This is a genomic window from Pseudorhodoferax sp. Leaf265 (assembly GCF_001422365.1).
In the GTDB taxonomy this organism is placed as follows: Bacteria; Pseudomonadota; Gammaproteobacteria; order Burkholderiales; family Burkholderiaceae_C; genus Pseudorhodoferax.
This window is the reverse complement of record NZ_LMMT01000024.1, coordinates 22,769-48,318: the sequence shown is the minus strand read 5'-3', so window position 1 is coordinate 48,318 and position 25,550 is coordinate 22,769. Positions and strand designations below refer to the sequence as shown.

Annotated in this window: 24 protein-coding genes; 8 read left to right on the top strand and 16 right to left on the bottom strand. The window is 69.1% G+C overall.

Annotated elements, in window-relative coordinates:
* Positions 1-212 precede the first annotated feature (212 nt).
* Together ASF45_RS20770 and ASF45_RS34715 are read left to right on the top strand one after the other, a co-directional pair.
* A complete protein-coding gene (locus ASF45_RS20770) occupies positions 213-560 on the top strand; it encodes a hypothetical protein (protein ID WP_056667195.1) in 348 nt (115 codons plus the stop codon).
* Between the two features lie 36 nt (positions 561-596).
* A complete protein-coding gene (locus ASF45_RS34715; protein ID WP_162244039.1) occupies positions 597-1,058 on the top strand; it encodes a GyrI-like domain-containing protein in 462 nt (153 codons plus the stop codon).
* A 266-nt stretch (positions 1,059-1,324) separates the two neighbouring features.
* Here ASF45_RS34715 and tagF read toward each other — a convergent pair whose 3' ends face one another.
* Genes tagF through tssJ form a run of 5 tightly spaced genes read right to left on the bottom strand, consistent with a single transcriptional unit; the run spans position 1,325 to position 8,824 of the window.
* Positions 1,325-2,014 carry a type VI secretion system-associated protein TagF gene (gene tagF / locus ASF45_RS20765; RefSeq protein ID WP_056667193.1) on the bottom strand — a complete coding sequence of 230 codons (690 nt, stop codon included), beginning with the start codon at positions 2,012-2,014 and terminating at the stop codon, positions 1,325-1,327.
* Positions 2,014-5,559 carry a type VI secretion system membrane subunit TssM gene (gene tssM, locus ASF45_RS20760; protein ID WP_056667190.1) on the bottom strand — a complete coding sequence of 1,182 codons (3,546 nt, stop codon included), beginning with the start codon at positions 5,557-5,559 and terminating at the stop codon, positions 2,014-2,016. The genes tagF and tssM overlap by 1 nt, the downstream gene beginning before the upstream one ends.
* Complete coding sequence (locus tag ASF45_RS20755; protein ID WP_056667187.1) at positions 5,556-6,899, bottom strand: DotU family type VI secretion system protein; 1,344 nt, start codon at positions 6,897-6,899, stop codon at positions 5,556-5,558. The genes tssM and ASF45_RS20755 overlap by 4 nt, the downstream gene beginning before the upstream one ends.
* Positions 6,900-6,911: 12 nt before the next feature.
* Positions 6,912-8,318, bottom strand: a complete 1,407-nt coding sequence (tssK, locus tag ASF45_RS20750) for a type VI secretion system baseplate subunit TssK (protein ID WP_082551172.1) — start codon at positions 8,316-8,318, stop codon at positions 6,912-6,914.
* Complete coding sequence (tssJ, locus tag ASF45_RS20745; RefSeq protein ID WP_056667184.1) at positions 8,315-8,824, bottom strand: type VI secretion system lipoprotein TssJ; 510 nt, start codon at positions 8,822-8,824, stop codon at positions 8,315-8,317. Before tssJ ends, tssK begins: the two co-directional genes overlap by 4 nt.
* 137 nt (positions 8,825-8,961) lie before the next feature.
* On the opposite strand from tssJ, the gene ASF45_RS20740 reads away from it, so the two are divergent.
* Genes ASF45_RS20740 through ASF45_RS20730 form a run of 3 tightly spaced genes read left to right on the top strand, consistent with a single transcriptional unit; the run spans position 8,962 to position 10,821 of the window.
* Positions 8,962-9,516 (top strand): TetR/AcrR family transcriptional regulator, encoded by a 555-nt coding sequence (locus tag ASF45_RS20740; RefSeq protein WP_056667182.1) that lies wholly within the window; start codon positions 8,962-8,964, stop codon positions 9,514-9,516.
* On the top strand, positions 9,513-9,845 hold the full coding sequence (locus ASF45_RS20735; protein ID WP_056667179.1) for a multidrug efflux SMR transporter: 333 nt from the start codon (positions 9,513-9,515) through the stop codon (positions 9,843-9,845). Before ASF45_RS20740 ends, ASF45_RS20735 begins: the two co-directional genes overlap by 4 nt.
* A 4-nt stretch (positions 9,846-9,849) precedes the next feature.
* Positions 9,850-10,821: a LysR substrate-binding domain-containing protein gene (locus ASF45_RS20730; RefSeq protein ID WP_082551171.1), complete on the top strand. Its 972-nt coding sequence runs from the start codon at positions 9,850-9,852 to the stop codon at positions 10,819-10,821.
* A 154-nt stretch (positions 10,822-10,975) separates the two neighbouring features.
* On the opposite strand, the gene ASF45_RS20725 is transcribed toward ASF45_RS20730, so the two are convergent.
* Positions 10,976-11,911 (bottom strand): LysR substrate-binding domain-containing protein, encoded by a 936-nt coding sequence (locus ASF45_RS20725; RefSeq protein WP_056667176.1) that lies wholly within the window; start codon positions 11,909-11,911, stop codon positions 10,976-10,978.
* 155 nt (positions 11,912-12,066) lie between these two features.
* Between ASF45_RS20725 and ASF45_RS20720 the strand changes: the two genes are divergently transcribed.
* Both ASF45_RS20720 and ASF45_RS20715 read left to right on the top strand, forming a co-directional pair.
* Positions 12,067-13,263, top strand: a complete 1,197-nt coding sequence (locus ASF45_RS20720) for an acyl-CoA dehydrogenase (protein ID WP_056667172.1) — start codon at positions 12,067-12,069, stop codon at positions 13,261-13,263.
* 2 nt (positions 13,264-13,265) lie between these two features.
* Positions 13,266-14,513 (top strand): CaiB/BaiF CoA-transferase family protein, encoded by a 1,248-nt coding sequence (locus ASF45_RS20715; RefSeq protein ID WP_056667169.1) that lies wholly within the window; start codon positions 13,266-13,268, stop codon positions 14,511-14,513.
* A gap of 69 nt (positions 14,514-14,582) precedes the next feature.
* Here the strand turns inward: ASF45_RS20715 and xdp1 are convergent, their stop codons facing one another.
* The 4 genes from xdp1 to ASF45_RS20695 form a co-directional block, all read right to left on the bottom strand.
* The gene (gene xdp1 / locus ASF45_RS20710) at positions 14,583-15,401 is read right to left on the bottom strand and encodes an exosortase-dependent surface protein XDP1 (protein WP_056667167.1); all 819 of its coding nucleotides are present in this window, start codon (positions 15,399-15,401) and stop codon (positions 14,583-14,585) included.
* A 144-nt stretch (positions 15,402-15,545) separates the two neighbouring features.
* Entirely contained in the window at positions 15,546-18,371 is a 2,826-nt protein-coding gene (prsT, locus tag ASF45_RS20705; protein ID WP_056667164.1) for an XrtA/PEP-CTERM system TPR-repeat protein PrsT, read from the bottom strand.
* Positions 18,372-18,512: 141 nt separating this feature from the next.
* Positions 18,513-19,250 carry a 23S rRNA (guanosine(2251)-2'-O)-methyltransferase RlmB gene (gene rlmB, locus ASF45_RS20700; RefSeq protein ID WP_056667161.1) on the bottom strand — a complete coding sequence of 246 codons (738 nt, stop codon included), beginning with the start codon at positions 19,248-19,250 and terminating at the stop codon, positions 18,513-18,515.
* A 34-nt stretch (positions 19,251-19,284) separates the two neighbouring features.
* The gene (locus ASF45_RS20695) at positions 19,285-19,968 is read right to left on the bottom strand and encodes an ABC transporter ATP-binding protein (protein ID WP_056667213.1); all 684 of its coding nucleotides are present in this window, start codon (positions 19,966-19,968) and stop codon (positions 19,285-19,287) included.
* Positions 19,969-19,984: 16 nt separating this feature from the next.
* On the opposite strand from ASF45_RS20695, the gene ASF45_RS20690 reads away from it, so the two are divergent.
* Entirely contained in the window at positions 19,985-20,632 is a 648-nt protein-coding gene (locus tag ASF45_RS20690; RefSeq protein WP_369802149.1) for an arylesterase, read from the top strand.
* A gap of 42 nt (positions 20,633-20,674) precedes the next feature.
* Here the strand turns inward: ASF45_RS20690 and ASF45_RS20685 are convergent, their stop codons facing one another.
* From ASF45_RS20685 to ASF45_RS20660, 6 genes are all read right to left on the bottom strand, one after another.
* On the bottom strand, positions 20,675-20,860 hold the full coding sequence (locus tag ASF45_RS20685) for a hypothetical protein (RefSeq protein WP_056667158.1): 186 nt from the start codon (positions 20,858-20,860) through the stop codon (positions 20,675-20,677).
* Between the two features lie 92 nt (positions 20,861-20,952).
* Positions 20,953-22,173: a PLP-dependent transferase gene (locus tag ASF45_RS20680; RefSeq protein WP_056667157.1), complete on the bottom strand. Its 1,221-nt coding sequence runs from the start codon at positions 22,171-22,173 to the stop codon at positions 20,953-20,955.
* A 32-nt stretch (positions 22,174-22,205) separates the two neighbouring features.
* A complete protein-coding gene (locus tag ASF45_RS20675; RefSeq protein WP_056667153.1) occupies positions 22,206-22,730 on the bottom strand; it encodes a phosphoribosyltransferase in 525 nt (174 codons plus the stop codon).
* 28 nt (positions 22,731-22,758) lie between these two features.
* A complete protein-coding gene (locus tag ASF45_RS20670; protein ID WP_056667149.1) occupies positions 22,759-24,102 on the bottom strand; it encodes an adenylosuccinate synthase in 1,344 nt (447 codons plus the stop codon).
* A 27-nt stretch (positions 24,103-24,129) separates the two neighbouring features.
* The gene (locus ASF45_RS20665; protein WP_056667147.1) at positions 24,130-25,278 is read right to left on the bottom strand and encodes an ATP phosphoribosyltransferase regulatory subunit; all 1,149 of its coding nucleotides are present in this window, start codon (positions 25,276-25,278) and stop codon (positions 24,130-24,132) included.
* Positions 25,279-25,352: 74 nt separating this feature from the next.
* Entirely contained in the window at positions 25,353-25,535 is a 183-nt protein-coding gene (locus ASF45_RS20660; protein WP_056667144.1) for a DUF2065 family protein, read from the bottom strand.
* Positions 25,536-25,550: the final 15 nt, after the last annotated feature.

Genomic DNA, 25,550 nt, shown 5'->3' with positions numbered 1-25,550 from the left:
CCCGCGCCACCGGCGCCCGTGTAATCTCCGCCATGGACTTCCCCTTTTCCGTTTCAGATTGAACTTCCGCGAGTCAATCTTGGTGCCTGGACACCGTGTTGGGACTGGGGAAGTCCCTTCGTATTCGGTCAAGCGGGACTGCGGAACCGGCGTGGCTTCTCCGGTCAATCGCTTTCGCGCCGCAGCCCCTTACCTCCAACGTTAGATTGCCCATGTACGTTACCGAGTACTTGAAGAACCTAGTGGTAGATCTGCTCGGTGGAGACGTATCCCGTTTTGACGAGCTGTGGGTCTTGGTTCCGGACTTCTCAGCCAAGCTCCGTAGCTTCAACTCAGACGGTAGCTGGCTTCATTGGTCGCCTAAAACGTTTGATGGTTGGTACTGCGTCCCATCTTCCAGCGGCTTCGACGTGTACTACCAGGAGCGCGGCTTGATCAGCGAGGCCACTCACTTCTCTGATGAGCGGGAGGCCATCAAATCGGCCATAGACGCTTCAGTGTTCTCGCTGGGGCAATCTAACAATTCATTCAAGCCGAAGCCGCTTCGCGGCTCGGCTTAATTCAGGCGTTGGGCCGCAAGAGAAGTGGAGTAGCTGATGGACGTTCGAATTGTTGACTTCCCCGAAACGAGGGTCGCAGTAGCGGAGCATTGCGGTCCTCCTGACCTTGAGTACGAAACATCCAAGAAGCTCATCGGATGGCGAATCCAGCACCATCTCTCGCCTGCCGATCACCGAACGTATGGTGTCCACTACACCGATCCGCTTTTAGTTGCTCCGGCCGATCACCGAGTAGATTTCTGTGTGACCTACGATCAGCCCATTCAGCCCAACACGCTGGGCATTGTGAACAAGACAATTCCCGCCAATCGATGCGCGGTGGCACGGCACCTGGGCTCAAGGCGATTCAACACGGCGGCGGTGTATCTGTATCGCGAGTGGTTGCCAAAGAGTGGCGAGGAGCTGGGCACATATCCCATCTTCTTTCACTATGTAAACGTCGGCCCAAGTATCCCGGAGCACGAAATGATCACGGATGTGTACTTGCCGCTCCGGTGACTAGACCGTGGCGTTGCGTTCCAACAAATTGCTGCAGGCGACGTGCGAGGACGCACGCACCTGAGCAATGGCGTTGAGCCGCCGCTTTGGGGCCCGTAGCTGCCGCTCCTGCGCAATGCACTCTTCTCACCCTCCATGTCACAGCCCGCGGAGGTTTCGTGGACTCCGGCAGCAGCAGTCATGCCAATGACAGAGAGAAAGTGAAAAGAACGCTGGAAATCAACGCGTCTGTTTTCACAGTCCGCGTCATTCACCGGAGGGGGCGCTCAGCAGCCCGCGGGCTGCTCGGCCAGCAGCAGCTGTGCCAGCGTCTCGGCACCGGGCAGGCCCTGGGCCAGCCGCAGCTGCACCGGGCGCGCGGGCTGGCGCGTGGCCGGCCACCACAGCGAGCAAGCCTGCAGCCGACCCACCAGCGCATCGGCCGCCAGCAAGGCCAGGGCCTCGGGCAGTGCCTGCGCTGCCGGCGGCTGCCCGGCTAGCGCGGGCCAGGGCGGCATGGCGGACAGCTCGGCCTCGAAGCCCGCCACGGTGGCGCTGTCTTCGAGCGTGCGCACGGCTGCGCGCGCCAGCGCCTCGTACCAGGCAACGAGGCTGGCCAGGGTCGCGGCATCGCGCGGCGGCTGCATCGCGCTCTGGCCGACCCAGAGCGGGAAATAGCGTCCCACCTTGTCGCAGCTGGGCATCAGCACGCCGAACCACCACTGCGCCGACAGCACGCCGGGCCCGCAGGCAAAGCGCAGCAGCGGCGCCTCGAGGTAGGCCCAGGGCCAACGCTCGCCCAGCACCTGGGGCAGCGCGTGCATGGTGGCGGCCAGCCACTGGTCGCAGGCCTGAGCCACCTCCTGCGACAGCCGGCGCTGGGCGAAGTCGCCCAGCATGGAGAGCTTGCCGTACCAGGCCGGTGGCGCGGCCACGGCCACGGCCGGCATGGTGACGGTGTCCGGTTCTAGATCCATCACAGCCCCGCCGGACAACCGAACTCGCGCAGTTCGCGCAGACGGAACGGGTTGCGTACGCTGCTCGTGGTGACCTCGAACACGGCCTTGCGGCCACCGATGTCGAAGGTGGCGCGAAAGCGCTCGGGCGCGCCCGTGGGGTCGATCTGCACGCGGTCGAACAGCCGGAACAGCGCCCAGGGGCCCCCATCCACCAGCCCCGAGGCGCCGCTGGCGTTGGGCGGGCTCAGCTGCACGCGCACCTCGGAGCTGCCGCGCGGGCCGGGCCATTGCACCGAGCTCGGGATCTGCGGGCCATGGGCGTAGCGCACGATCTGGCCGTCGACGTCCAGGATGAACTGCTGGATCGAGGCATCCATCTCGATGGGCTTGAAGTCCAGCCGCAGCGCCGGCGCGCCGGCCCCGGGGAAGAAGGTCTCGCGGATCGCGGCAGCGCGCTGGAACTGCGGCAGCTGGCCACCGTCGGCGCCCAGCGGCGTGCCTTCCACCGCGCGAAAGCGCCAGGGCCGCGTACTGGTGTCCACGTAGGGCGCGAGCTTCTGCTGGAACAGCTGGTCGATCTTGCCACCGGGGCCGAACAGCGCGGCGAAGTCGGCCTGGGTCACGTCGCGCGCGGAGCCCGGCACCAGCGGGTAGCGGCCGGCCACGGCCTGCTGGCAGAACTCGCCGACCTGCGAGCGCACCTCCTGCGCCAGCGTCTGGCGCAACAGGCCCTGGGCGATGTTGGCGCTGCTCTGCGACAGCGTCTCCATCATGGTGCGCAGCGGCTGCGGCATGCGCGCGGCCTCGGCCTTGACGCGGTTGGGCAGCGGCGACGGCGGTGGCGCCGCCCCGCCTTGCAGCGCGGTCTGGGCCGCGTTGAGCAGCAGGTTGACCTCGGCCACCAGGGCCAGCGTGTCGTCCAGTGGCGCGCGGCCACCGGCTGGCGCAGTGACGAAGTGGCGCAGGCCCGCGAAGCGCGCGTCGACCAGTTGCTCTTCGAGCGAGGGCGCGCCCGCCACCGGCGCCGCGCCGCCCGAAGCCAGCACGCCGGCCAGCTTCTCGCGCCCCTGGCGGACCATGTCCTGCGCGCGCTGCTCGGCCGTCTCGACCGTGGAGCCGCCGCTGGCCAGCGTGGTCTCGCGCGAGATCGCCTTGAGCAATGGCGCCAGCGGGCTGTCGGAGGCCGACAGCAGGCGCGACATCTGCACCGACTGCGCCAGCTGGCCCATGGGCAGCAGCTTGATGTCGGCGATGAAAGCCTCCCAGGTGGCGGCGTAGTCGCTCAGGTACAGGCGGCGCACGTCGTCCACCAGCGGTGCGTTGGCGCGCACGCGGGCGGCGGCATCGCGCCGCTCGTCGGCCACGCCCAGCACCCAGGGCTGCTCGGCCGCCAGTTGGTCGGCCACCTGACCGACCTCGCGCTGGAACCCGCGCAGGTAGCCCTCGCGCGTGTACAGGCCGGGCACACCCTGCGTCAGCGGCGCGCCGCTGGCCCGTGTGAACACCAGCGCGGCGTTGGGGCCGGCCGCGCGCGCCACCGTGAACGGCGCGAACTCCTGGCCCAGGCCCTGGTTGCGCAGTCGGTTGTAGACGCGCTGGGGCAGCGGCAGGCCGGCCAGCTGGGCGCGCGTGGCGGTGACGAGCGCGTTGTCGGCCTGCAGCGGCGAGGCCACGCCGCCCTGGGCCAGCAAGGCGTCCAGGTGGCGCTGCAATTGCTCGCGCTGGGCGGGGGTGAGCTCACGCCGCGTGGCCTGCCAGTCGGCCTCGACATGGCGGCGCAAGGCCTCGGCCGAGAAGTGCTGCGGCGCATGCAGCATGGCGTAGACCTTGAGCGCCTCGTACTGCACCTCGGGCGCGCCCACGCCCTGGCGCAGCTGCTCCTCGATGCGCAGGGCCAGGCGCGGCAGCAGCGCGTCGGTCAGCATGCGCGCGTAGGCGGCCTGGGCGGCGCTGTCGAGCTTGCGCTGTTGCGACAGGCCGAAGCCGCCGGGGGCGGCCTCGGGCTGGGCCAGCGCGTGTGTGGCCTCCAGGGCGGGCAGCAGCGGCAGCAGCTCGGGCGTGGCGCGGTCGGGCGTGGCGGCCAGCAACTGCTGCACCGGGCCGGCGCGCGCGGCCACGGCGTCGACGTAGCGGCGGTTGTCCAGCCAGCTCAGTGTCCAGGCCGCAAGCAGGCCGGCCGTGGCCAGGCCCACGGCGCCGTAGCCGGCCGCCAGGGTCCAGCGGCGCCGGCGCTCGGCGCCGCCGCGCATGCCCGCCAGGCCCGCCTCGGCGAAGACCACCTCCTCGAGCAGACGCTGCAGGAAGTAGCTGCGGCCGCTGGCCTGCTGCGGCGGCACCAGCGCCTGCTCGATGCGGTAACGGCGTGCCACGGCGCCCAGCGCGCGGTCGATCGGTGCGCCCTCCTGCGTTCCGCTGACGAAGTAGATGCCGCGCAGCAGCGGCTTGGCCTCCAGCGCCGAGGGCGCGAACACGCCTTCGGCGAACTCTTGCAACGCCTCGCGCAGCGCCGCGAACTGCACCGGGAAGCCGTAGATGCGCGCACGCCGGCCCGGGTCGCGCTCGGCCTGCAGCCGCGCGACCAGGCCGTCGACCAGGCGCTGCTGCAGCGCATCGAACTCGGCCGGCATGGCGGCCAGCGGTGCCTGGCTGTCGCGCGCGAAGCTGAAGCCCCAGGGCGTGTTGCGCTGCTCCTTGTCCAGGGTCGCGAAGTAGTCCATGAAGCCGGCCAGCAGGTCGGCCTTGGTGACCATCAGGTAGATCGGGAAGGCCATGCCGAGCTGGCCATGCAGCTCCTGCAGACGCGCGCGCACGGTCAGCGCATGCTGGGCGCGCTCGGCCGCGGGGCGCGCCAGCAGGTCGCTGACCGAGACCGTGACCAGCACGCCGTTGACGGGCTGGCGCGTGCGCGTGCGGCGCAGCATCTGCAAGAAGCCGTTCCAGGTGGCCTGGTCGTTGTCGGGGTCGCTGTCCTGGGTAGTGAAGCGGCCGGCGGTGTCGATCAGCACCGCGCGGTCGGTGAACCACCAGTCGCAATGCCGCGTGCCGCCGACGCCGCGCAGCGCCTCCTTGCCCAGCAGCTCGGCCAGCGGGAAGTGCAGCCCGCTGTAGCGCAGCGCGGTGGTCTTGCCCGAGCCCGGCGCGCCGATGATGAGGTACCAGGGCAGCTCGTACAGGTGCCGTCCGCCCAGGCGCGCGGCCCAGCCCTTGAGCGTGCCGCGCGGGCCGAAGCGGGCCTGCTCCAGGCCGCGCAGCGCGCGCTCGAACTGCTGGCGCACGGCCGCCATGTCGGGGCTCTCGCGCGGGCCGGTGGCTGCGGGCTGGATCAGTTGCTGCACCACGGCGGCGTTGCCGCGCCTGGCGCGCCAGCGGCCCCAGGCGATGCGCAGCGCCACCAGCACCAGCAAGACCACGATGGCGATGGCGCGCGCGCGCTCGGTCTCCAGCGGCCGGACCTCGCCGATGGCCAGCAGCGGTCCGGCGATCCAGAGCACGAGCGACAGCGCGACGAGCAGCAACGCCAGCAGCAGCCAGCGGTTGAAGATCCAGCCCAGCAGCTTCTTCATCGCGTGGCTCCCGAAGCGGCAGGCGCGGCGGCCGTCGCGGCGACCGGAGCGCGACCCAGCACCATCAGCGTGATCTCCACGCGGCGGTTCAAGGCGCGGTTGCTGGCGCTGTCATTGGGCACCAGTGGCTCGGCGTCGGCCCGGCCTTCGGCGCGCACACGCTCGGCCGGCAGGCCATCGGCCACGAGGCGCGCCTGCACGGCATCGGCGCGCTCCTGCGAGAGGTGCCAGTTGGACGGAAAGCGCGCCGTGCGGATCGGGCTGCTGTCGCTGTGGCCTGTGACGAGCACGGTGCCGGGCAGTTGCCTGAGCGCCGTGGCGATGCGGCCGAGCAGCGCCTCCTGACCGGCGGCCGGCGTGGCGCTGGCGGGCGCGAACAGGCCGTCGCCACGCAAGGTGACGACGCTGCGGTCGACCTCGTCACGGACGGCCACCAGGCCACCTTTCACGTCGGGCTGCAGCAGCTGCGCCAGGCGCGGCACGGGCGCGGGCGGTGGGGGCGCCGTGACGGGCGGGGTCAGGCGCAGCGCCTGGATCTGGCCGAACACGCGGTCGGAACGCTCGGCCAGCGACAGCGACAGGCCCGAGTACACGAGGGCCAGCAGCAGCGCGGCAGCGGCAGCCGTGGCGCCCAGCGGCAGCCAGCCCGAGAAGCGGCGCTGCGCAAGCGGCTCCACCTGCCAGTGCGCAGCCAGCGCCTGGGCATGGTCGCCGCGCTCCTTGCGCACGATCTGCGCGAGCCGGTCGCGCACGGCCTCCAGCTGCGCGGCGCCGTTGTCGACGACGCGCCAGCGGCCCTCGAAGCCGAGCGCCAGCGCGGCGTAGACAAGTTCCAGCAGGTCGCGGTTGGCGGCCGGCTGCTCGGCCAGCCGGGCCATGAGCTGGAACACCTTCTCGCCGCCGCGCGTCTCGTTGTGGAACATGGCCAGCAAGCTGTACTGCGCCCAGGCGCCGGAGCCGCCCCAGGGCGTGTCGGCCGCGGCCTCGTCGAGCATGGTGCACAGCACGTAGCGCGCGGCCATCATGCGCTCGGGCGCGATGCCGGCGGTGGCCGCATCGGCGCAGAAGTCACGGATGCCCTGGGCCAGCGCCTGGCGCAGCGCGGCCGGGTCGTCCACGCGCTGCGTGGCGCGCAGCGCGGGCACCAGCAGCAGCAATCGGTTGGCCAGCGTGACGAGCGGGTTCAGGCCCGGTGCGGGCGCGGCGGTCTCGCTCTCGGCGGCCACAGCCGGGATGGGGTTGGCGGACGGGCGCGGCACAGGCCCGCCGCCCGGGCGCGGCTTGACGAAGGTGTGCTGCTCGTCGAGCGCGGCGAAAGGGTCGTCGATCGGGCGGTCCATGCTGCCGTCCCGTCAGGTGCGGATGGCCCAGAGCTCGAGCTCCAGGCCGGGGAAGTCGCCCGCCACGTGCAGCGCCAGGCTGCCGCTGCGTTCGAGCTGCTTCCAGAGTTCGCCGCCGCGGTCGAGCTCGAAGTAATGGTGGCCGGCATGGAAGGGCAGCTGCCGCGGCGCCACCGGCAGCGGCCGCAGTGCAACGCCGGGCAGCTGCAGGTTGACGAGGTCGCGGATGCGGTCCACCGGCCCGAGCTTGGACTGCGCGGGAAAGCGCAGGCGCAGCTGCTCGGCCGGCAGCTGCGCGTTGACGGCCAGCACCAGGCTGGCGCTGCGCAGCATCTCGGCATCGGCCAGCACCGCCGTGCGCACACCGTGCGTGCGGTCGGTCAGCGCGATCTGCTCGGCATGGCGCTGCAGCACGGTGGACAGCATGCCGCGCAGCGCGTCGAGCAACGGCGCGAAGCTGGCCTGCAGGTCCTCGTGCTGGTACAGCGGGTACTCGCGCGGCTGGCGCGCGGCGACGGCGAAGGTCGCCAGTTCGCCGGCCAGTTGCAGGCAGTCACGGTGCAGCTGTTCGGGGTGGGCGTGGGGTGCGCGGGCGTGCTGGCGGAACAGCGGGTCGGCACGGTTCAGCGTCTGCAGCATCAGGAAATCGCTGAGTTCGGAGACGCCATGGCCGAGCTGGCCCATGCGGCCGGCCAGGGCCTCGGCACGCTGGCGGATCAGGCCATGCAGCAGCGTGGCCATGGCCGAAAGCTGGCCGCTGGCGTCCAGGCGTGTCTGCGGGGCGGTGTAGGCGCGGTCGAGCACGAGCTGGCGGTCACTGCGCCGCTCGGCGACGCGGGCCACGCCAAGGGCCGCCTGGCCATCACCGAGCTCGCGCGCACGCACCAGGCGCAGGCACAGCGCAGCGGTCTGCACGGGCTCTGGGTCGTCACCGGCGCTGGTGCGGTCGCGCAGCGCATGGTCGGCGATGCGGTAGCGGTGCTGGGGCCGGCCGCCGGACGCGGCGTCAGCGCCCTCGAAATCGACCTCGTCGACACCGTCGCGCGCCAGCGGAGCGGCCAGGTAGACAAGTTCGTTCTGCACGTCATTGGGCAGCGCGAGCGGCAACGGCGCCGCGTCGGCCTGCGGGACGCAGAACGGCGTGCCATCGGGCAGCACACCCTGGGCCCGCACCAGGCCCAGTTGGCCCTGCGGCAGCAGCGATTCGTCGAGCACGAGTTCGCTGAAGCCCCAGCCGTACACGGCCAGCAGGCGCACGCGGCGGTCGACCAGAGTTTCCAGGTAACGCGTCTCCTGCTGGAAGTGGTGCGGCAGCAGGAACATGCCCTGCGTCCAGACCACCTTGTCGGCGGCCGGCAGCGGTGCACCGGGCGTGGACACAGGGCCGATACCGCCCCCTTCGTCGGGCTGTGCGCTCATGGCGCCAACTCGGCCGTCACCGCCAGTTCGCTCGCGCGGATCGTGATGCGCTGGGCCTGACCCGGCCGCACGGCCAGCACGGCGCGCCAGCGCGCATGCTCGACATCGCGGTAGGCGGCGAACACGGCGAGGAAACGGGTCTCGGGTGCCAGCGTGCGGTTGATGGGGCGGCTTTCGCCAGGCGCCAGCATGATCTCCTCGCGGCCGACCAGGTCGGCGCCCAGTTCGGCCTGGTCGCGCTGGTACAGCGAGACGAAGTCGGCGGCGGCGAACACGGTGTCCGTCTTGAGTTCGTAGACGCGCAGCAGCAGCGGCGAGGGCCGCCCGCTCACGCTGGGGTTGACGCCCGCCACCGCAGCCACGCTGCCGGCCACGGTGGTGGGCGGCGCCTTGGGTGGGCCGCCGCACGCCGACAGCAGGGCCAGCAGCGCGGCAGCACGGACGAGCCAGCCGAGCGGGTGGCTGCGGTGTGTCGAACATCCCGATCGATTGACTGCGGTGCGCATCCGTATCCCCCAAGGGAAACCCTGGCGGCCAGCATAGCCAGCCGACCCCGTGCAGACGCATGACGAAGGTCATCGCAGGCGCGCTGCACGGCCGACCAGCGCTTCATTAAAATACACTCGTATTTTTGTAAGGCACCATGGACGATATCCGCAAACGCACCCGCGCCCCGGTCGAGGTGCACGCCCGCATCCTTGCGGCCGCCGCCGATCTCCTGACCGAGGGCGCGCCGCTGTCCATTGGCAGCGTGGCCGAAGCAGCCGGCGTGACGAAGGGCGCAGTGCAGCACCACTTCGGCACGCGCGAAGCCTTGCTGCAAGCCCTGTGGAACAGCACGCAGGCCGAATTCCTGGACGACCTGGGCCGCGATGCCGCGCGCCATGGCGGCAGCCCGCTGGGGGCCGCCAGCTACCTGCGCGCCACCGTGCGCGCAGGCACGCGGCGCCATGTGACGCGCCGCTGGCGCGCCGTGCTCGCGGCCTGCGTGGTCGAGCGGCCGCTGGCGCGCCAGTGGAGCGACTGGGTCGGCAGCTGCCGGCGCGACAACGCCGAAGGCACGCAGGACCTCATCGTGCGGCTGGCGGCGGACGGCCTGTGGCTGTCCGACCTGCTTGGCATCTACAAGCTGTCGGCCGGGGAGCGCCGGGCCCTGCAGGATGCGCTGCTCGCGCGCAGCGAGGCGGCGAAGGCATGACGACCTACCTGCTCCTGGGCGCGGCCATCGTGCTGGAGGTGTTCGCCACGGCGATGCTCAAGGCCTCGGACGGCTTCACGCAGCCGGGGCCCGCGCTGGCGACGGTGCTGGGCTATGCCGCCTCGTTCTACTGCCTGTCGCTGGTGCTGCGCAGCATGCCGGTGGGAGTGGCTTACGCGATCTGGTCCGGCGTGGGCATCGTGATCACGGCGGTGGTGGCCTTCGTGCTGTTCGGTCAGCGGTTGGATGCACCCGCGCTGGCGGGCATGGGCTTGATCGTCGCTGGCGTCCTGGTGATCAACGTGTTCTCTGCGACCACTGGCCACTGAGGCCATGAAGACCACCCTGGACGAATTGCAGGCTTTCGCGGCCGTTGTCGCGACCGGCTCCATCACGGGTGCGGCCGAACAGCTGGAGCAGACGGTGTCGGGCGTGAGCCGCGCGCTGGGCCGGTTGGAGAAGAAGCTCGCCACCACGCTGCTGCGCCGCACCACCCGGCGCATCGCGCTGACCGAGGAAGGCCAGGCCTTTCTCGTGCGCACGCGCGCGATCCTGGCGGCCATCGACGACGCCGAGGAGCACATGGCGCTGCGCCGCCAGCAGCCGGCCGGCCGGCTGCGCGTGAACGCCGCCACGCCGTTCATGCTGCACGCCATCGTGCCGCTGGTGCCGCAGTTCCAGCAGCTGTACCCCCAGATCACGCTGGAGCTGGAGACCGACGAGCTCAACATCGATCTGCTGGCGCGTCGCACCGACATCGCCATCCGCATCGGCCCTCTGCGCGATTCCACGCTGCATGCGCGCCCACTGTGCACGAGCCGGCGCCGTGTGCTGGCGAGCCCGGCCTACCTGGCGGCGCATGGCAAGCCGACCAGCCTGGCAAGCCTGGCGCAGCACCGCCTGCTCGGCTTCAACCAGCCCGATGCGCTGAACCGCTGGCCACTGCGCGGGCCGCATGGCGACGAGTGGCCCATCAGCCCGGGCATGACCGCATCGAGTGGGGAGACGCTGCGCCAGCTGGCGCTGGCCGGTGCCGGCATTTGCTGCCTGGCCGATTTCATGACCACGCCCGATCGGCAGCGTGGCGATCTGGTGGAGGTGCTGCCGCGCCTGGCGGTGGACGTGCGCGAGTCCGTCAACGCGGTGTACTACCGCAACACGCAGCTGGCCGCGCGCATTGCATGCTTCCTGGATTTCCTGGCGCAACGGCTCGCCGACCCGGCCGCGCAGGCGGGCGAGGGAGCGCTGCCCGCCGTCAGGGGATCTTGCGAAGCCCGACCGCCAGGAAAATTACATACAAAATGACGATGATTTCCAGCATGCATGCCACATAGCAATCTGCGGGCCAGTTGCCAGCTCACCAAATAAATCACGAAAAATCAGGAAGTTACACACGTCTGAGGGTAGCGTGAAGCGGATCACATGCGTGGTGGGCCACCTTGTGTAAGTGGCTTCGACGTCAGGAGAAACCCGCGCCTGTGTGGCATCCGCCCGTGTCGGCCCTGGCACATTCCATCAACCAGTCGCGGAACTGCGCCAGTGCCGCGGGCGGGTCCCGCCGTTCGGGGCTGATCAGGTAGTAGCCGCGGTTGCCGCGCAGGGCCCGGTCGCAGGCCAGCACGAGGTCGCCACGCGCCAGATCCTGGGCAACGAGCATGCGCGGCACCAGCGCCACACCGAGCCCGTGCGCAGCGGCCGTGGCCGACATCGAGAACAGCTCGTAGCGTGGCCCGCTCTGCCAGTGCGCAGCCTGCACGCCCATGGCCTCGAACCACAGCCGCCAGGCGTCCGGACGCGTGCTCTGCTGCAGCAGTGGCAGTTCGGCGACCTGCGCGGGTGTGAGCGCGCCGCGGCCCTGCAGCAACGCCGCGCTGCAGACCGGCAGCACCTCCTCGCTCATGAGCAGCACAGCACTGGTGCCGGGCCAGTTCTGCACCTGCTCCGGCGTGCCGGCGTACAGCGCCGCGTCGAAGCCGTCGTCGCTGAAGAGAAAGGGCCGCGTGCGCGTCTCGATGTTGACGGTGATCTGCGGGTGCCGCTGGGCCAAGGCCGGCAGGCGCGGGATCAGCCAGCGCGTGGCGAACGTGGCCACGGCCGCCAGCGCCAGCGAGTTGCCGCTGTGCTGGCGCGCCATGGCGTTCAATGTGTCCAGCTCGAGCGCATCGAGCCGCCGTGCCACTTGGCGCGCGTAGTCGCGTCCGCTGTCGGTCAGGGCCACACCATGGCGCGTGCGGCGGAACAGCACGATGCCCACGAACGCCTCCAGCGCGGCGATCTGCCGCGACACGGCGCCCTGGGTCAGCGCGAGTTCCTGTGCGGCACGCGTGTAGCTTTCGTGGCGGGCGGCCGCCTCAAAGCAGACCAGGGCCTGGGTAGACGGGAGTTTGCGGCGCAAAGTATTCGAAATATACACATTTGGAGCGCACAAACTATAGAGAAAGCAGCTAAATATTCTCCAATCTCATATCTCGATCAAGAATCATCGTTTGCCGCCCCCTTCAGCCGGGGCTAGGATGGGCGCCTTTGCAATCAGCCCCTTCAGGAGACCCCATGGCCACCACGCGCTTCGACTGGCAAGACCCCTTTCTGCTCGACCAGCAACTGACCGAGGACGAGCGCATGATCCGCGACGCGGCGCGTGCTTACTGCCAGGACCGGCTGATGCCGCGCGTGCAGTCCATGTTCCGCAACGAGTCGGTGGACACCTCGATCTTTCGCGAGATGGGTGAACTGGGCCTGCTCGGCCCCACGATCCCCACGCAATACGGCGGCGCTGGCCTGAACTACGTGAGCTATGGCCTGGTGGCGCGCGAAGTCGAACGCGTGGACTCGGGTTTTCGTTCCATGGCCTCGGTGCAGTCCTCCCTGGTGATGGTGCCGATCAACGAATTCGGCACCGAAGCGCAGAAGCAGAAGTACCTGCCCAAGCTTGCCAGCGGCGAGTTCATCGGATGCTTCGGCCTGACCGAACCCGACCACGGCTCCGACCCCGGCTCCATGGCCACGCGCGCCTACAAGGTCGACGGCGGCTACAAGCTCAAGGGCAGCAAGATGTGGATCACCAACTCGCCGATCGCCGACGTGTTCGTGGTCTGGGCCAAGGAAGTGTCCGCTGGCGGCCAGCTCGGCCCGATCCGCGGCTTCGTGCTGGACAAGGGCATGAAGGGCCTCACGGCGCCCGCGATCCATGGCAAGGTGGGCCTGCGTGCTTCCATCACGGGTGAGATCGTCATGGACGACGTGTTCGTGCCCGAAGAGAACGCCTTCCCCGAGGTGCAAGGCCTGAAGGGCCCGTTCACCTGCCTGAACAGCGCGCGGTTCGGCATCGCCTGGGGCGCCATGGGCGCGGCCGAGTTCTGCTGGTACACGGCCCTGCAGTACACGCTGGACCGCAAGCAGTTCGGCCGCCCACTGGCCGCCAACCAGCTGGTGCAGAAGAAGCTGGCCGACATGCAGACCGAGATCGCACTGGGCCTGCAGGCCGCGCTGCGCGTAGGCCGCATCAAGGACGAGCACCAGAACGTGGTGGAGATCACCTCGCTGATCAAGCGCAACAACTGCGGCAAGGCGCTGGACATCGCCCGCCTGGCGCGCGACATGCTCGGCGGCAACGGCATCTCCGACGAGTTCGGCGTGGCGCGCCACTTGGTCAACCTCGAGGTGGTCAACACCTACGAAGGCACGCACGACGTCCATGCGCTGATCCTGGGCCGCGCGCAGACTGGCATCGCCGCCTTCGCCAACTGACCATGGCTGAGGCATCTGCTGCAGCCGGCGCATTGGCCGGCATCAAGGTGCTGGACCTGTCACGCGTGCTGGCCGGCCCCTGGTGCACCCAGATCCTGGCCGACCTGGGTGCCGACGTGGTCAAGGTCGAGCTGCCGGGTGCCGGCGACGACACGCGCCACTGGGGGCCACCGTTCCTGCAGGATGCGCAGGGCCAGGACACCGACCAGGCCAGCTACTTCGCCGCGTGCAACCGCAACAAGCGCTCCGTCACCATCGACATGTCCAAGCCGCAAGGCCAGGCCCTGATCCGGCAACTGGCCGAGCAGGCCGATGTGCTGGTGGAGAACTTCAAGGTGGGCGGCCTAGCGAAGTACGGGCTGGACTACGCCAGCCTGTCGGCGCTGAACCCGCGGCTGGTCTACTGCTCGGTGACGGGCTTCGGCCAGACCGGCCCCTACGCTGAGCGCGCGGGCTACGACCTGCTGATCCAGGCGTCCAGCGGCATGATGAGCATCACCGGCCGCGCCGATGGCGAGCCCGGCGGCGGCGGTGTGCGCGTCGGGGTCGCGCTGACCGATCTGTTCACGGGCGTCTACGCGTCCACCGCCGTGATGGCGGCCTTGCGCGCGCGCGAGCAGACGGGCCGCGGCCAGCACATCGACATGGCATTGCTCGACGTGGGCATGGCCATCCTGGCCAACCAGGCGGCCGGCTACCTCAACACCGGCAAGGTACCTCAGCGCCAGGGCAATTCGCACCCGAGCCTGGCGCCCTATCAGGACTTTCCGACGGCGGACGGTGCCATGCTGCTGGCCATCGGCAACGACGGCCAGTTCGCGCGCTGGTGCGAGGCGGCGGGCCGCCCGGAGTGGTCGCGCGACGCGCGCTTTGCCACCAACACGGCGCGCGTGCACCACCGCGCCACGCTGATCCCGGCCATGGAAGAACTCACACGCCAACGCAGCACGGCGCAGTGGGTGGCGCTGCTGGAAGACAAGGCCGTGCCCTGCGGGCCGATCAACGACATCGGGCAGGCTTTTGCCGACCCCCACGTGGTGGCGCGCGGCCTGCGGCTGGATCTGCCCCGCCATGCAGGCGACGGCATCGCGTCGGTGGCCGGCGTGGCCAGCCCCTTGCGGCTGTCGGAGCATCCGCCGGTGCTGCGCAATGCACCGCCGGCATTGGGGCAGCACACGGACGAGGTCCTGCGCGAACTGGGCCTGCAGGCCGGCGACATCGCCGCCCTGCGCGCCAGCGGCACGGTCTGAACACGGCCACCAAAGAAAAACGGCGCCCCCGCGGGGCGCCGTTTTTCCCTGTTCGAACTTCAGGGCAGCTCAGGCCTTGCGCTGGATGCGCCGGCGCGTGGCCGCCAGGCCCAGTGCCGCCAGGCCCAGCAGCGCCAGCGAGGTGGGCTCCGGGACCTCGGTGGTCGGACGCTCGTGCACCGTGCCGGACAGGCTGGCGAGCTTGAAGAAGTCGTTGCCGCCGGACAGGCCGCTGTTGCCGCCGAAGCCCGTATTGAAGGCACTGACGATCCACCAGCTGGAGACCTTGTCCTCAACCTTGGTGTTGTCCTGGCCGTTCACGGCGTACTTTTTGGCGTCCTTGCCATCGACGTCGGAGACGAGTTCCCAGCCTTCTGTCATCAGCGTCGCCCAGGTCTTCCCGACGATGGTGTAGGGCGTCTTGTCCTTGTTCGTGGGCAGATCCAGGCCTGTGAACCGCAGCACGCTGAAATCGGCGTCGCGGCTGCTGCTGGTGTTGGAACCGCTGCTGTTGCTGGTCCAGCCCAGCGACACGTAGTCGAGCTCGACGAGGCCGCTGAAGCTGAACAGGACCATGTCCGTGCGCGCCGTGTTGTCCATGGCGTGGTTGGGGCTGCCGCTCTCGCCATTCGACGACACGCCCAGGCCCGACGTTCCGTTGAAGGTCAGCTTGGTGTTCGTGGCCGAGACCTTGTCGGTCTTCGCCACGAAGGCGTTGCCGCTGCTGTTGGCGATGTAGTAGGCCGTGGCCGTGGCCGTGACGCCCTGGTCGGTGGCCACATTGCTGGATTGGTACTTGCCGTTGAACGACCAATCGGCCCATGCGCCACCGGCCATCACCGTCAATGCCACCCCTGTCAACAGCGGCAGCAGCTTCTTCTTGCTCATCTGAAAGGTCCTCCGGTCGAATTCGAAACAATATTCGCGAACTTGTAAGCCAAATTTGTGCCAACGAAAAATTTCGTTACGAATCAACGCATTGGCCGTCACACGCAGTGACCGAAACATTTGGATGCATAAAAATCCGACAAATCAGCGCAGGGTTTGGAGCAACTGCTGCACTTCTGCGCGGTACTCGAACGACTCTCCCGCGTCCAGGGCGCCCCGCGCTTCGGCCCGGGCTTCCGCGGTGCGCCCCGATTGGGCCAACACCGCCGCGAGGTGGTAGCGGATGGTGGAGTTGGCCGGCGCACGCAGGCGCGCATCGCGCAACAGGCCCAGCGCGCGCTCGCGCTGCTTGTCCCCACCCGCCTGGAACAGCGCCCAGCCGAGCGTGTCCAGCACGCTGGCATCGGTCGGTAGCAATGCCAGGGCGCGCTCGGCGACGGCCACCGCGCCGGGGTCCTTCAGGCGCAGCAGCACATTGGCCAGGTTGTTCAGCAGCTCCGCGTCCTGCGGCCCGGCTTTGATCAAGGCCTCGTAGGCGGTCCGCGCCTGGGCGAACTGGCCGGCACGGGCATAGGCATCGGCGAGCACCCGCTGCGCTTGTGCATCCCCCGGCCGTTGGCGCGACCATTGCTCGGCGAACTGCACCGCGGGCTTGCCGCCATCGACAGTCCACAGCACGTCGGACAGCCGCAGGAATGTGTCGGTGGAGGGTTCGGTCTGGTGTGCGCGCCGGTACAGCTCGATGGCAGCGCCCTGTTGCCCGCGCGCCATGGCGGCATCGCCCTGCAGGCTGTAGCCGACGGCGAGCTTGGGATGCTGCTCGACGATCCGCCGGGCGCGGCGCTCCGCCCCTGCCAGGTCCTTGCGCAGGATGTCCACGTCCACCATCAATGCCTGGGCCGGCAGAAAGTCTGGCCGCGCCGTCAAGGCCTTGTCCAGGCTGTAGGCCGCGCCCTCGGCGTGCTGGACGGCCAGTTGCAACGAAGCGATGCGCACCTGCAGGGGCGCATTGGCATCGGCCAGCCGCGAGGCCGCCGTGTAGGCCGCACGGGCCCCCATGCGCTCGCCGTTGGCCGCCTGGGCCCGCCCGTAGGCGATCTGGGTCGGTAGGTCGTCCGGCGGTGCCTTGGCATAGACACGCCGCGCTGCCTCCAGCGCCGGGCCGGGCTTCTGCTGGCGCAGGTACAGGTCCACCAACGCCTGGCCCGGACGCAGTTCCGACGGGCCCGCATGGTCTTCGGCCTTGCGCAGCCATTCCTCCATCTGCGGCAGCTGGCCACGCCGCTCGGCCAGCAAGGCCAGTTCGAGCAGGACGTCCATGTTCTTCTCGTCGCCGGCCAGCAGTGCCTGCAGCCGTCTGGCGGCCGCGTCGTACTGGCGCGTGCCGATCTCCAGGCGCGCCATGTGGAGCTTGGGGGCCATCAAGGCCGCATCCAGCTGCATGGCGCGCTCGAATGCGGCTTTGGCCGCTTGCGTGTCGCCGGTTTGTGCCTGCGCCATGCCCAGCAGATCCTGGAACGCCGCGTTGTCCGGGGCGCGCTTGACCAGTTCCTGGGCCACCTTGGCCGCCTTGGCGCCCTGCCCTGCCCGCAGGTACAGGCCCACCAGCACGGTACCGGCCTGGGCCTGGCCCGGGTCTTTGCGCAGCGCGGCCTCCAGTTCGTTCACGCCCTGGCCGGTATGGCCGCTGCCGATCAAGCCCATGCCCAGGGCGGCGCGCAGGTCGGGCCGGTCTTCCCCGCGCAATGCCTCCTGCATCAGCGTGATGGCCTGGGCGTTCCTGCCTTGCGCCATGTAGGCGCCCGCCAGTTGCATCAGCGCCTGCTTGTCCCCGGGTGCAGTCCGCACATAGGCCTCCAGCGTGCCGACGCCGCGTTCGGTCTCTCCACGCTGTATCTGCAGCTGCGCCAGCAGCTTGGAGGCCGGCGTCCCGCCCTGGACCCGCTGCAGAGACTCGAAGTAAGCCTGGGCCTTTTCGGCCTCGCCCAGGCCCAGGTGGGCCAGCCCGTTGAGCAGCAGCAGCTGCGAGCGGTACTGGATGGATTCCACCGGAACCGGATCCAGCAGCGCCGTCACTTGGGCCAGATGCTCTTTGGCCTGCGCCATCTTGCCTTCGCGCTCGGCCAGCAGCGCGCGCAGGTAGGCGGCGCGCGGCTCCTTGTCGAACAGCCGCTGCAGGTGCGCCAGGTCGGTGGCCGCGTCGGCGTGGCGCCGCATGTCCAGGTACAGCCCGGCCCGCGCGACGCGTGCTTCCAGATGGTCGGCCTCCAGGGCCAGTACCTGGTCGTAGGCCGCGATCGCAGCGCGCACGTCGCCCAGGACGTGGTAGACCGAGCCGCGCTGGTAGCGTGCCTCTGCCAGTTGCGGCGCCAGCGCCAGCGCGCGCTCGGCCGCCGCAGCGGCCTCGGCGAACTGGCGTCCGCGGATCCGCACCGGCACCTCGGCCAGCCACGAATCCGGTGCCCGCGTGTCCAGCGCGCGCGCCTGCTCGACGGCATGCATGGCACCGCGTGCATCGCCAAGATCGGACATGGCGGACGAACGCAGCACCCACAGCTCGATCTGCGTGCGCACGGGCAGCCCGCCCACGGCGAAGGCCGGTTGCTCAAGCACCTGGCGGTGCTTGCCCTGGGCCAGGTAGGCGCGCGCCATCGGCAGCACGACTTCGGCCCGGTCCACCCCCAGCCGCAGTGCTTCGGCAAAGGCGACTTCTGCAGCGGCCACCTCGCCGTTGGCCAGCAGCGCCTGGCCCAGCAACAGCTGCACCGGCAGCATGTTCTTGTCGATCTGCAACGCGTTCTTGAGCTGGATGATGGCGCCGGGCACATCGCGTTGCTCATAGCGGTTGAGCGCGTCTTCGTAGTAGCGCCCGGCCTTGCCGTCGACCGCACCGGCGCAGGTGGCAGCCAACAACAGGGTCAGGCACAGGGCGCGCGAGGAGCTGCGCAGGACGGGCAAGTGCGGGTTCATGGCGGATGCGCCGGCCGCGCGAGGCCGACGTGAGCGGAAAATGCAGCGAACTGTAACGGGAAGCCCTGCTTCCGCTTACAAATCAAGCAAATTCAGCCATCCTTTGTTGCCGATTTCACGGCAACTGGTGGTAGCAACGCGTCAAATGCCGCGCTGGCGCAACGCCTCGTACAAGCAGACCCCGCTGGCCACCGAGACGTTGAGGCTTTCCACCCCGCCTTGCATCGGGATGCGGACCAGCGCATCGCAGGTCTTGCGCGTCAGCTGCCGCATGCCCTCGCCTTCTGCACCCAACACCAGGGCCACCGGGCCGACCAGGTCCGTCTGGTACAGCGTCTTGTCGGCGTCCCCACTGGTGCCGATGCACCAGATGCCGCGCTCCTTGAGCTCACCCAGGGTACGCGCCAGATTGGTGACCATGAAGTAGGGAACTGTCTCCGCCGCTCCGCTGGCGACCTTGGCGACCGTGGCGTTGATGCCGGCGGCGTGGTCCTTGGGTGCGATGACGGCGTGGGCGCCGGCGCCGTCGGCCACGCGCAGGCAGGCGCCCAGGTTGTGCGGATCGGTGACGCCGTCCAGCACCAGCAGCAGGGGCGGTCCGTCCAGCCCGTCGAGGAACTCGTCCAGCGAGTGTTGCTGCGGCAGCGGCTGCACGCGGGCCGCGACGCCCTGGTGGCCGTGGCTGCCAGCCAGTTTGGCAAGTCGCAAGCCATCGGCCTCGATCAGGCGCGCGCCGGCTTCGCGGGCGCGGTCGAGGAACTGGCGCATGCGCGCGTCGCGCCGGGTCGGCTCGTAGTAGATCTCGACGATGGACTGCGGAGCGGTCTTCAGGCGCACGCTGACCGCGTGGAAGCCAAACAAAACTTTGGGGGCTGACATGGGGGCCGATTATCGGCGCGCCCTCCGAGCGCCTTCAGGCCGCGATGCGGCCGGCTTCGATGGTGATGCGCCGCTCGCAGCGCGCGGCGATCCCCCGGTCGTGGGTGACGAGCACCAGCGTCGTGCCGAGTTCACGGTTGAGTTCGAACATCAGCTCCATGACCTTCTCGCCTGTCGCGAAGTCCAGGCTGCCGGTCGGCTCGTCGGCCAGGAGCACGGCCGGCTGCACCACGAAGGCGCGTGCCAGGGCCACGCGCTGCTGCTCGCCGCCGGACAGAACCTTCGGGTAGTGCGACAGCCGCTCCGACAGCCCGACCCGCGCGAGCATCTCGGTGGCGGCCTGGCGCGCGTCGCGCCGTGCCGCCAGTTCCAGCGGCAGCATGACGTTCTCCAGCGCGGTCAGGTTGCCCATCAACTGGAAACTCTGGAACACGAAGCCCACCTGCTGGGCCCGCAGCGCCGCGCGCCGGTCCTCGTCGAGCGCGAACAAATCGTGGCCGGCGATGCGGACCGTGCCGCGCGTCGGCGTGTCCAGGCCCGCGATGATGGACAGCAAGGTGCTCTTGCCCGAACCAGAGGCTCCGACGATGGCCGCGGTTTCCCGCGCAGCCAGGGCGAAATCGATATCGCGCAGAATGTCGAGCGTGCCCGTCGAGTCGGCCACCGACTTGAACACATGCTCGACAGACACCAGCGCGGCACCGGGGGATTGGGACATTGAAAGGCTTCTTGGTTTGAGACGACGACACTTTATCGCGGGCCTGTACATCCCCTTGCTGGCCGGGCCATCGTGGGCGCAGAGCGCCAAAGCGGCCACCGCCGGCGCCCCGCGCATCCTCGTGGTCGGCGACAGCCTGTCGGCCGAGTACGGCCTCAAGCGGGGCACGGGCTGGGTGGCCTTGCTGGAGCAGCGGCTGGCCGAGCAGAAGATCGCGGCCGAGGTGCGCAACGCCAGCATCAGCGGGGATACCACCTCGGGTGGGCGCGCCCGTCTGGCGCCCCTGCTCAAGACCTACCAGCCCACCCACGTGGTGCTGGAACTGGGCGGCAACGACGCCCTGCGCGGCCTGCCGCTCAAGAACACGGCCGACAATCTGGCGGCCATGACCCAGGCGGCGCAGCAGGCGGGCGCCAAGGTGCTGATCGTGGGCATGCAGATGCCTCCCAACTATGGCGCCGACTACGGTCGCCAGTTCAGCACGCTGTTCGGAGATGTGGCGCGTGAGCACAAGGCCGGGCTGGTGCCGTTTCTGCTGAAGGGGATTGCCGACGGGGCGAATGCGGCGGCATTGTTCCAGGCCGACCGCATCCATCCGCGTGAAGAAGCGCAGGCGGCCATGCTGGACAACGTCTGGCCAGAGCTGCGCAAACAGCTGCGCTGAAAACCGAAAGCCGGTGCCGCACCGGCGTTGCGCTTGCCCCGGTCAGGCGTCCTGGGCAGGCGGCGTGGCTCCGGCCTCGGTTTCTGCGGACTCGTCGGCCGGCGCCTCACCATCTTCGCCAGGGCCATGCAGCTTGCGTTCGGCCTTGGCCTTGAGCTTGTCTTCCTTCTTGCGCTTCTTGGCCAATTCCTTTTGCCGCTTCTCGTATCCGTAATTGGGAGTTGCCAATGTGTGCTCGCTGGTGGGTTGGATCGTGTCACTCTACCCCAAGCGGGGAGGCACGTGAATACGGAGTTTTTTTGCGCTGGACATGTACACGATCAGGCGGCAAAGGCGGCCACCACGGCTTGCTCCAGATCGGCCTGTAGATCGCAGGCATCCTCCAAGCCTGTGGAGAAACGGACCAATGTGCCCTGCGCCAAATGGGCCGGCCACTGCGTGCGCATCTGCGCCAGCTCGTACGGCACGACCAGGCTCATCGGACCGCCCCAGCTGTACCCGAGCTTGAACAGGCGCAGCGCATCGCAGAAGGCATCGACCTGCGCCTGCGTGTAGCGCGGGTCGATGATCACGCTGAACAAGCCGGCTGCGCGCCCGAGCCGGGCGGGTTCGCCGCGCGCGCACAGCGCGGCCCAGTGCGCATGGCCCGGTGAACCCTCCAGTGCCGGATGCAACACCTGCACGAATTCCTGCCGCCCACGGCACCAGTTGGCCAGCGTGCGTGCCGACGCATCGTGCGCTCGGTAACGCAAGGCCATGCTCGGCAGCGAGCGCATCACCGTCTCGGCATCGTTGACGCCAACACCCAGGCCCAGCCGCATATGGGTCATCTTGAGCCGCTGGTGCAGCGCATCGTCGCGCGTGACGATGCTGCCCATCAGCACGTCGCCACCGCCACTCGGGTACTTGGTCAACGCATGCACCGAGATGTCGACGGCCAGTGGCGCGTCCAGCGTGCCGAGGTCGAAGGGATCGAAGGCCAGGCCGGCGCCCCAGGTGTTGTCCAGTGCCGTCGTGACGCCACGCGCGCGGCAGATCTGCGCCTGCTGCACGAGGTCCGGAAACTCCAGCGTCACCGAGCCGGCGGCCTCCAGCCAGACCAGTCGGGTGCGCGCCCCGATCTTGGCCGCCAGGTCGTCCGGGTCCATGGGATCGTAGAAGCGGTGTGTGATGCCCCAGGCCTGCAACTCGCCGCGCGCCAGCGTCTTGTTGGGGCCGTAGGCGTTGTCCGGAATCAGCATCTCGTCGCCGCTGCGCAGCAACGACAGCGCCACGTTGGCGATGGCCGCCAAGCCGCTGGGCACGAGCAGGCACTGCAGGCCACCCTCGATGGCGGCCAGACGCTCCTCTAGGATGAAGGTCGTGGGCGTGCCGTGCAGGCCGTAGGTGTAGGCGGACTTGTCCCGCCACTCGCGGCTGCGCATGGCCGCCACGTTCGGAAAGATGACGGTGGAGGCCTTGAACACGCCGGGCTGCGGCGCGGCGAACTCCGCCGGCGGGACGTAGGGATGGTGGATCAGATCGGTGGTGGGGCAAGGCATGCGGCCATGTTAGCCGCCCCTCCACTGCGCGATCAGACCTTCCACTTCTCCAGCAGCTGCGCAGGACCCATGGTGTCGTAGCCTTCGAACGGCTGGTGGATCCAGGGATTGGTGGGCAGGAATTCGACGGAGTAGTCGGGCGTGAACAGCGAGACGCCCTTGGTCCACAGGACGGCGCTGCGCAGCTCGGTGATGGGCGCGTAGCTGGTCTTGAGCAGCTTGATCACGGCGTTCAGCGTGTGGCCGCTGTCGGCCAGGTCGTCGACCAGCAGCACCTTGCCGGCGATCTCGCCCTTGGGCGTGGTGATGTAGCGCGCGATGTCCAGCGAGCCCTGCCGCGTGCCGGCATCGGCGCGGTACGAACTCGTGGACATGATGGCCAGCGGCTTGTCGAAGATGCGCGACAGGATGTCGCCAGGCCGCATGCCGCCGCGGGCCAGGCACAGGATGTTGTCGAACTCCCAGCCCGACTGGTGTACCTTGATGGCGAGCTTCTCGATCAGGTTGTGGTACTCGTCGTAGCTCACGTACAGGTGTTTGCCGTCTTCGGTCAGCATGGGGTTCTCCGTGGGGCGGGCCTGGGACTCAGGATGCCTGGTAGGGGTTGTGCATCAGGATGGTGTGGTCGCGGTCTGGGCTCGTGGACACCATCGCGATCGGCACACCGGTGGTCTGCTCGATGCGCTCCAGGTAGCGCCGCGCGGCGGCCGGCAGCGCGTCGTAGTCGGTCACGCCCACGGTGGAGTCGGTCCAGCCCGGCAGGGTCTCGTAGACCGGCTCGCAGCGCGCGATCTCGTCCGCACCCATCGGCAGGATGTCGATCAGCTCACCGTCGAGCTTGTAGCCCGTGCACAGCTTGAGCTCTTCCAGGCCGTCCAACACGTCGAGCTTGGTGATGCACAGGCCCGACAGGCCGTTGACCTGGGCCGAGCGCTTGAGCAGCGCGGAATCGAACCAGCCACAGCGGCGCGAACGGCCCGTGGTCACGCCCTTCTCTGCGCCGACGGTGCTCATGTGGTAGCCCGGCGTGCCGGGCTTCTCCCATTCGAGCTCGGTGGGGAAGGGGCCACCGCCGACACGCGTGCAATAGGCCTTGGTGATGCCCAGCACATAGTGCAGCAGGCTGGGGCCGACACCGGCACCGGCGGCGGCATTGCCGGCCACGCAGTTGCTGGAGGTGACGTAGGGATAGGTGCCGTGGTCCACGTCCAGCAGCGTGCCCTGGGCGCCTTCGAACAACAGGTTGGCGCCGGCCTGGTGGGCCGCGTTCAACTCGCGCGAAACGTCGGCGATCATGGGACGCAGCTGCTCGGCATGCTGCATGGACTCGGCATAGACCTGGTCGTAGTCGATCGGCGCCGCATGCAGGAACTCGGTCAGCACGAAGTTGTGCAGCGCCAGCAGTTCGCGCAGCTTGGTGGCGAAGCGCTCGGGGTACTTCAGGTCCTGTACGCGCAGCGCGCGGCGCGCGATCTTGTCCTCGTAGGCCGGGCCGATGCCGCGGCCGGTGGTGCCGATCTTCTCGATGCCGACCTTCTCGCGCGCGGCCTCGCGCGCCACGTCCAGCGCCGCGTGGAACGGCAGGATCAGCGGGCAGGCCTCGCTGATGCGCAGGCGCGAACGCACCTCCACACCAGCGGCCTCCAGGCCCTGGATTTCCTCGAGCAGCTTGGCGGCCGACAGCACCACGCCATTGCCGATGTAGCACTTGACGCCTGGACGCATGATGCCGCTGGGGATCAGATGCAGCGCCGTCTTCTTGCCGTTGATGACCAGCGTGTGGCCGGCGTTGTGGCCGCCCTGGAAACGCACCACGCCCTGGGCGCTCTCGGTCAGCCAGTCGACCAGCTTGCCCTTGCCTTCGTCACCCCACTGGGTGCCAACGACGACCACGTTGCGACCGACGGCCGCGCGATTACCTGTGTTCATGTCTCGAGTGCCCAAAGCTAGGCAGGTTCAGATGGCTTGCACGACCCATTCGCCGCCCTTGTGCGTCAGCACGCGGTCGCAATGGAACTCATCGATTTCACTTTCATGGCCCGGCAAGGCGCAGACCACCGTCTCGCCGCCGCGGCGCAAGGCCGCGATGGCGGAGCGCAGGGCGCCGTCTTCACCCCAGGGTGCGCGGATGGCCGCACGCAGCGGACGCGGCGGCACGGCCGCGACGAGTTGCTTGAGGTCCAGGCTGAAGCCCACGGCCGGCCGGTTGCGGCCGAACACCGCGCCGACCTCGTCATAGCGGCCACCGCGCACCAGGGCGTCGCCATGCGCCGCATAGATCGAGAACCGCACGCCGCTGTAGTAGGCGTAGCCGCGCAGGTCGGCCAGGTCCACGCGCACATTGGCGCGCTCACCCAACAGAGCCGCGCAGCGGCGCAGCTCGGCCAGGGCATGGCGCAGCGCAGGCCGGTTCGGCAGCACGCGTTCGGCCTCGTCGAGCACGCTGGTGCCGCCGTACAGCTGCAGCAGGGTCTGCAGGCCCTCGCGGTCCACTGCCGGCAACTTGGCGGTCAGTGCGGCCAGTTCGCCGGCGTCCTTGGTCGTCAGCGCGGCATGGATGCGGGCGAGTTCGGCCGGTGCCAGCGCACTGTCGGCGAGCAAGGCCTGCACGATGCGCGCGTCCGACAGGTCCACCGTGAGGTCGCGCAACTGGGCAGCCGACAGGCAGTCCAATGCCAGCAGCAGCACCTCGAAGTCGGCTTCCAGGCCCTCGTGGCCATAGATCTCGGCACCGAACTGCAGCGGCTCGCGCGTGGCGTAGGCACGGTCGGGGCGGGTGTGGGCAACGGGGCCGCAGTAGCACAACCGGGCCACGCCCTGGCGGTTGAGCAGATGCGCGTCGATGCGCGCCACCTGCGGCGTGGTGTCGGCGCGCAGACCCAGCATGCGGCCGGACAGCTGGTCGACCAACTTGAAGGTGAGCAGATCCAGCGCCTCGCCGGTCCCGGTGAGCAGCGATTCCAGGTGCTCCAGCAGCGGCGGCATCACCAGCTCGTAGCCGTAGCCCCGAGCGGTGTCCAGCAATTCGCGGCGGAGTTCTTCGATGTGCCGGGCCTCGGAAGGCAATACATCGGCGATGTGATCCGGCAGGACCCAGGCAGACATGGAAATCAGTGCGCTGTTAAAAAAGGGATTCTACCGGCCTCGGATTGAGGCCAGATAGTCCGAGCGACGAGGACTCAGGACAACAGGGCCAGCAGCAGCAAGCCCAGCAGCACGGCGCACATGCCGAAGAAGCGGATCTGCCCGTCAGACAGCTGCAGCACCTGCATGAACATGCGGCGCCAGCCACCCGGCGACAGAAACGGCATCAGGCCTTCGATGACCAGCACCAAGGCCAGTGCCGCCCAGAGGGTGTCCACGGGGCGCGGCCGCGG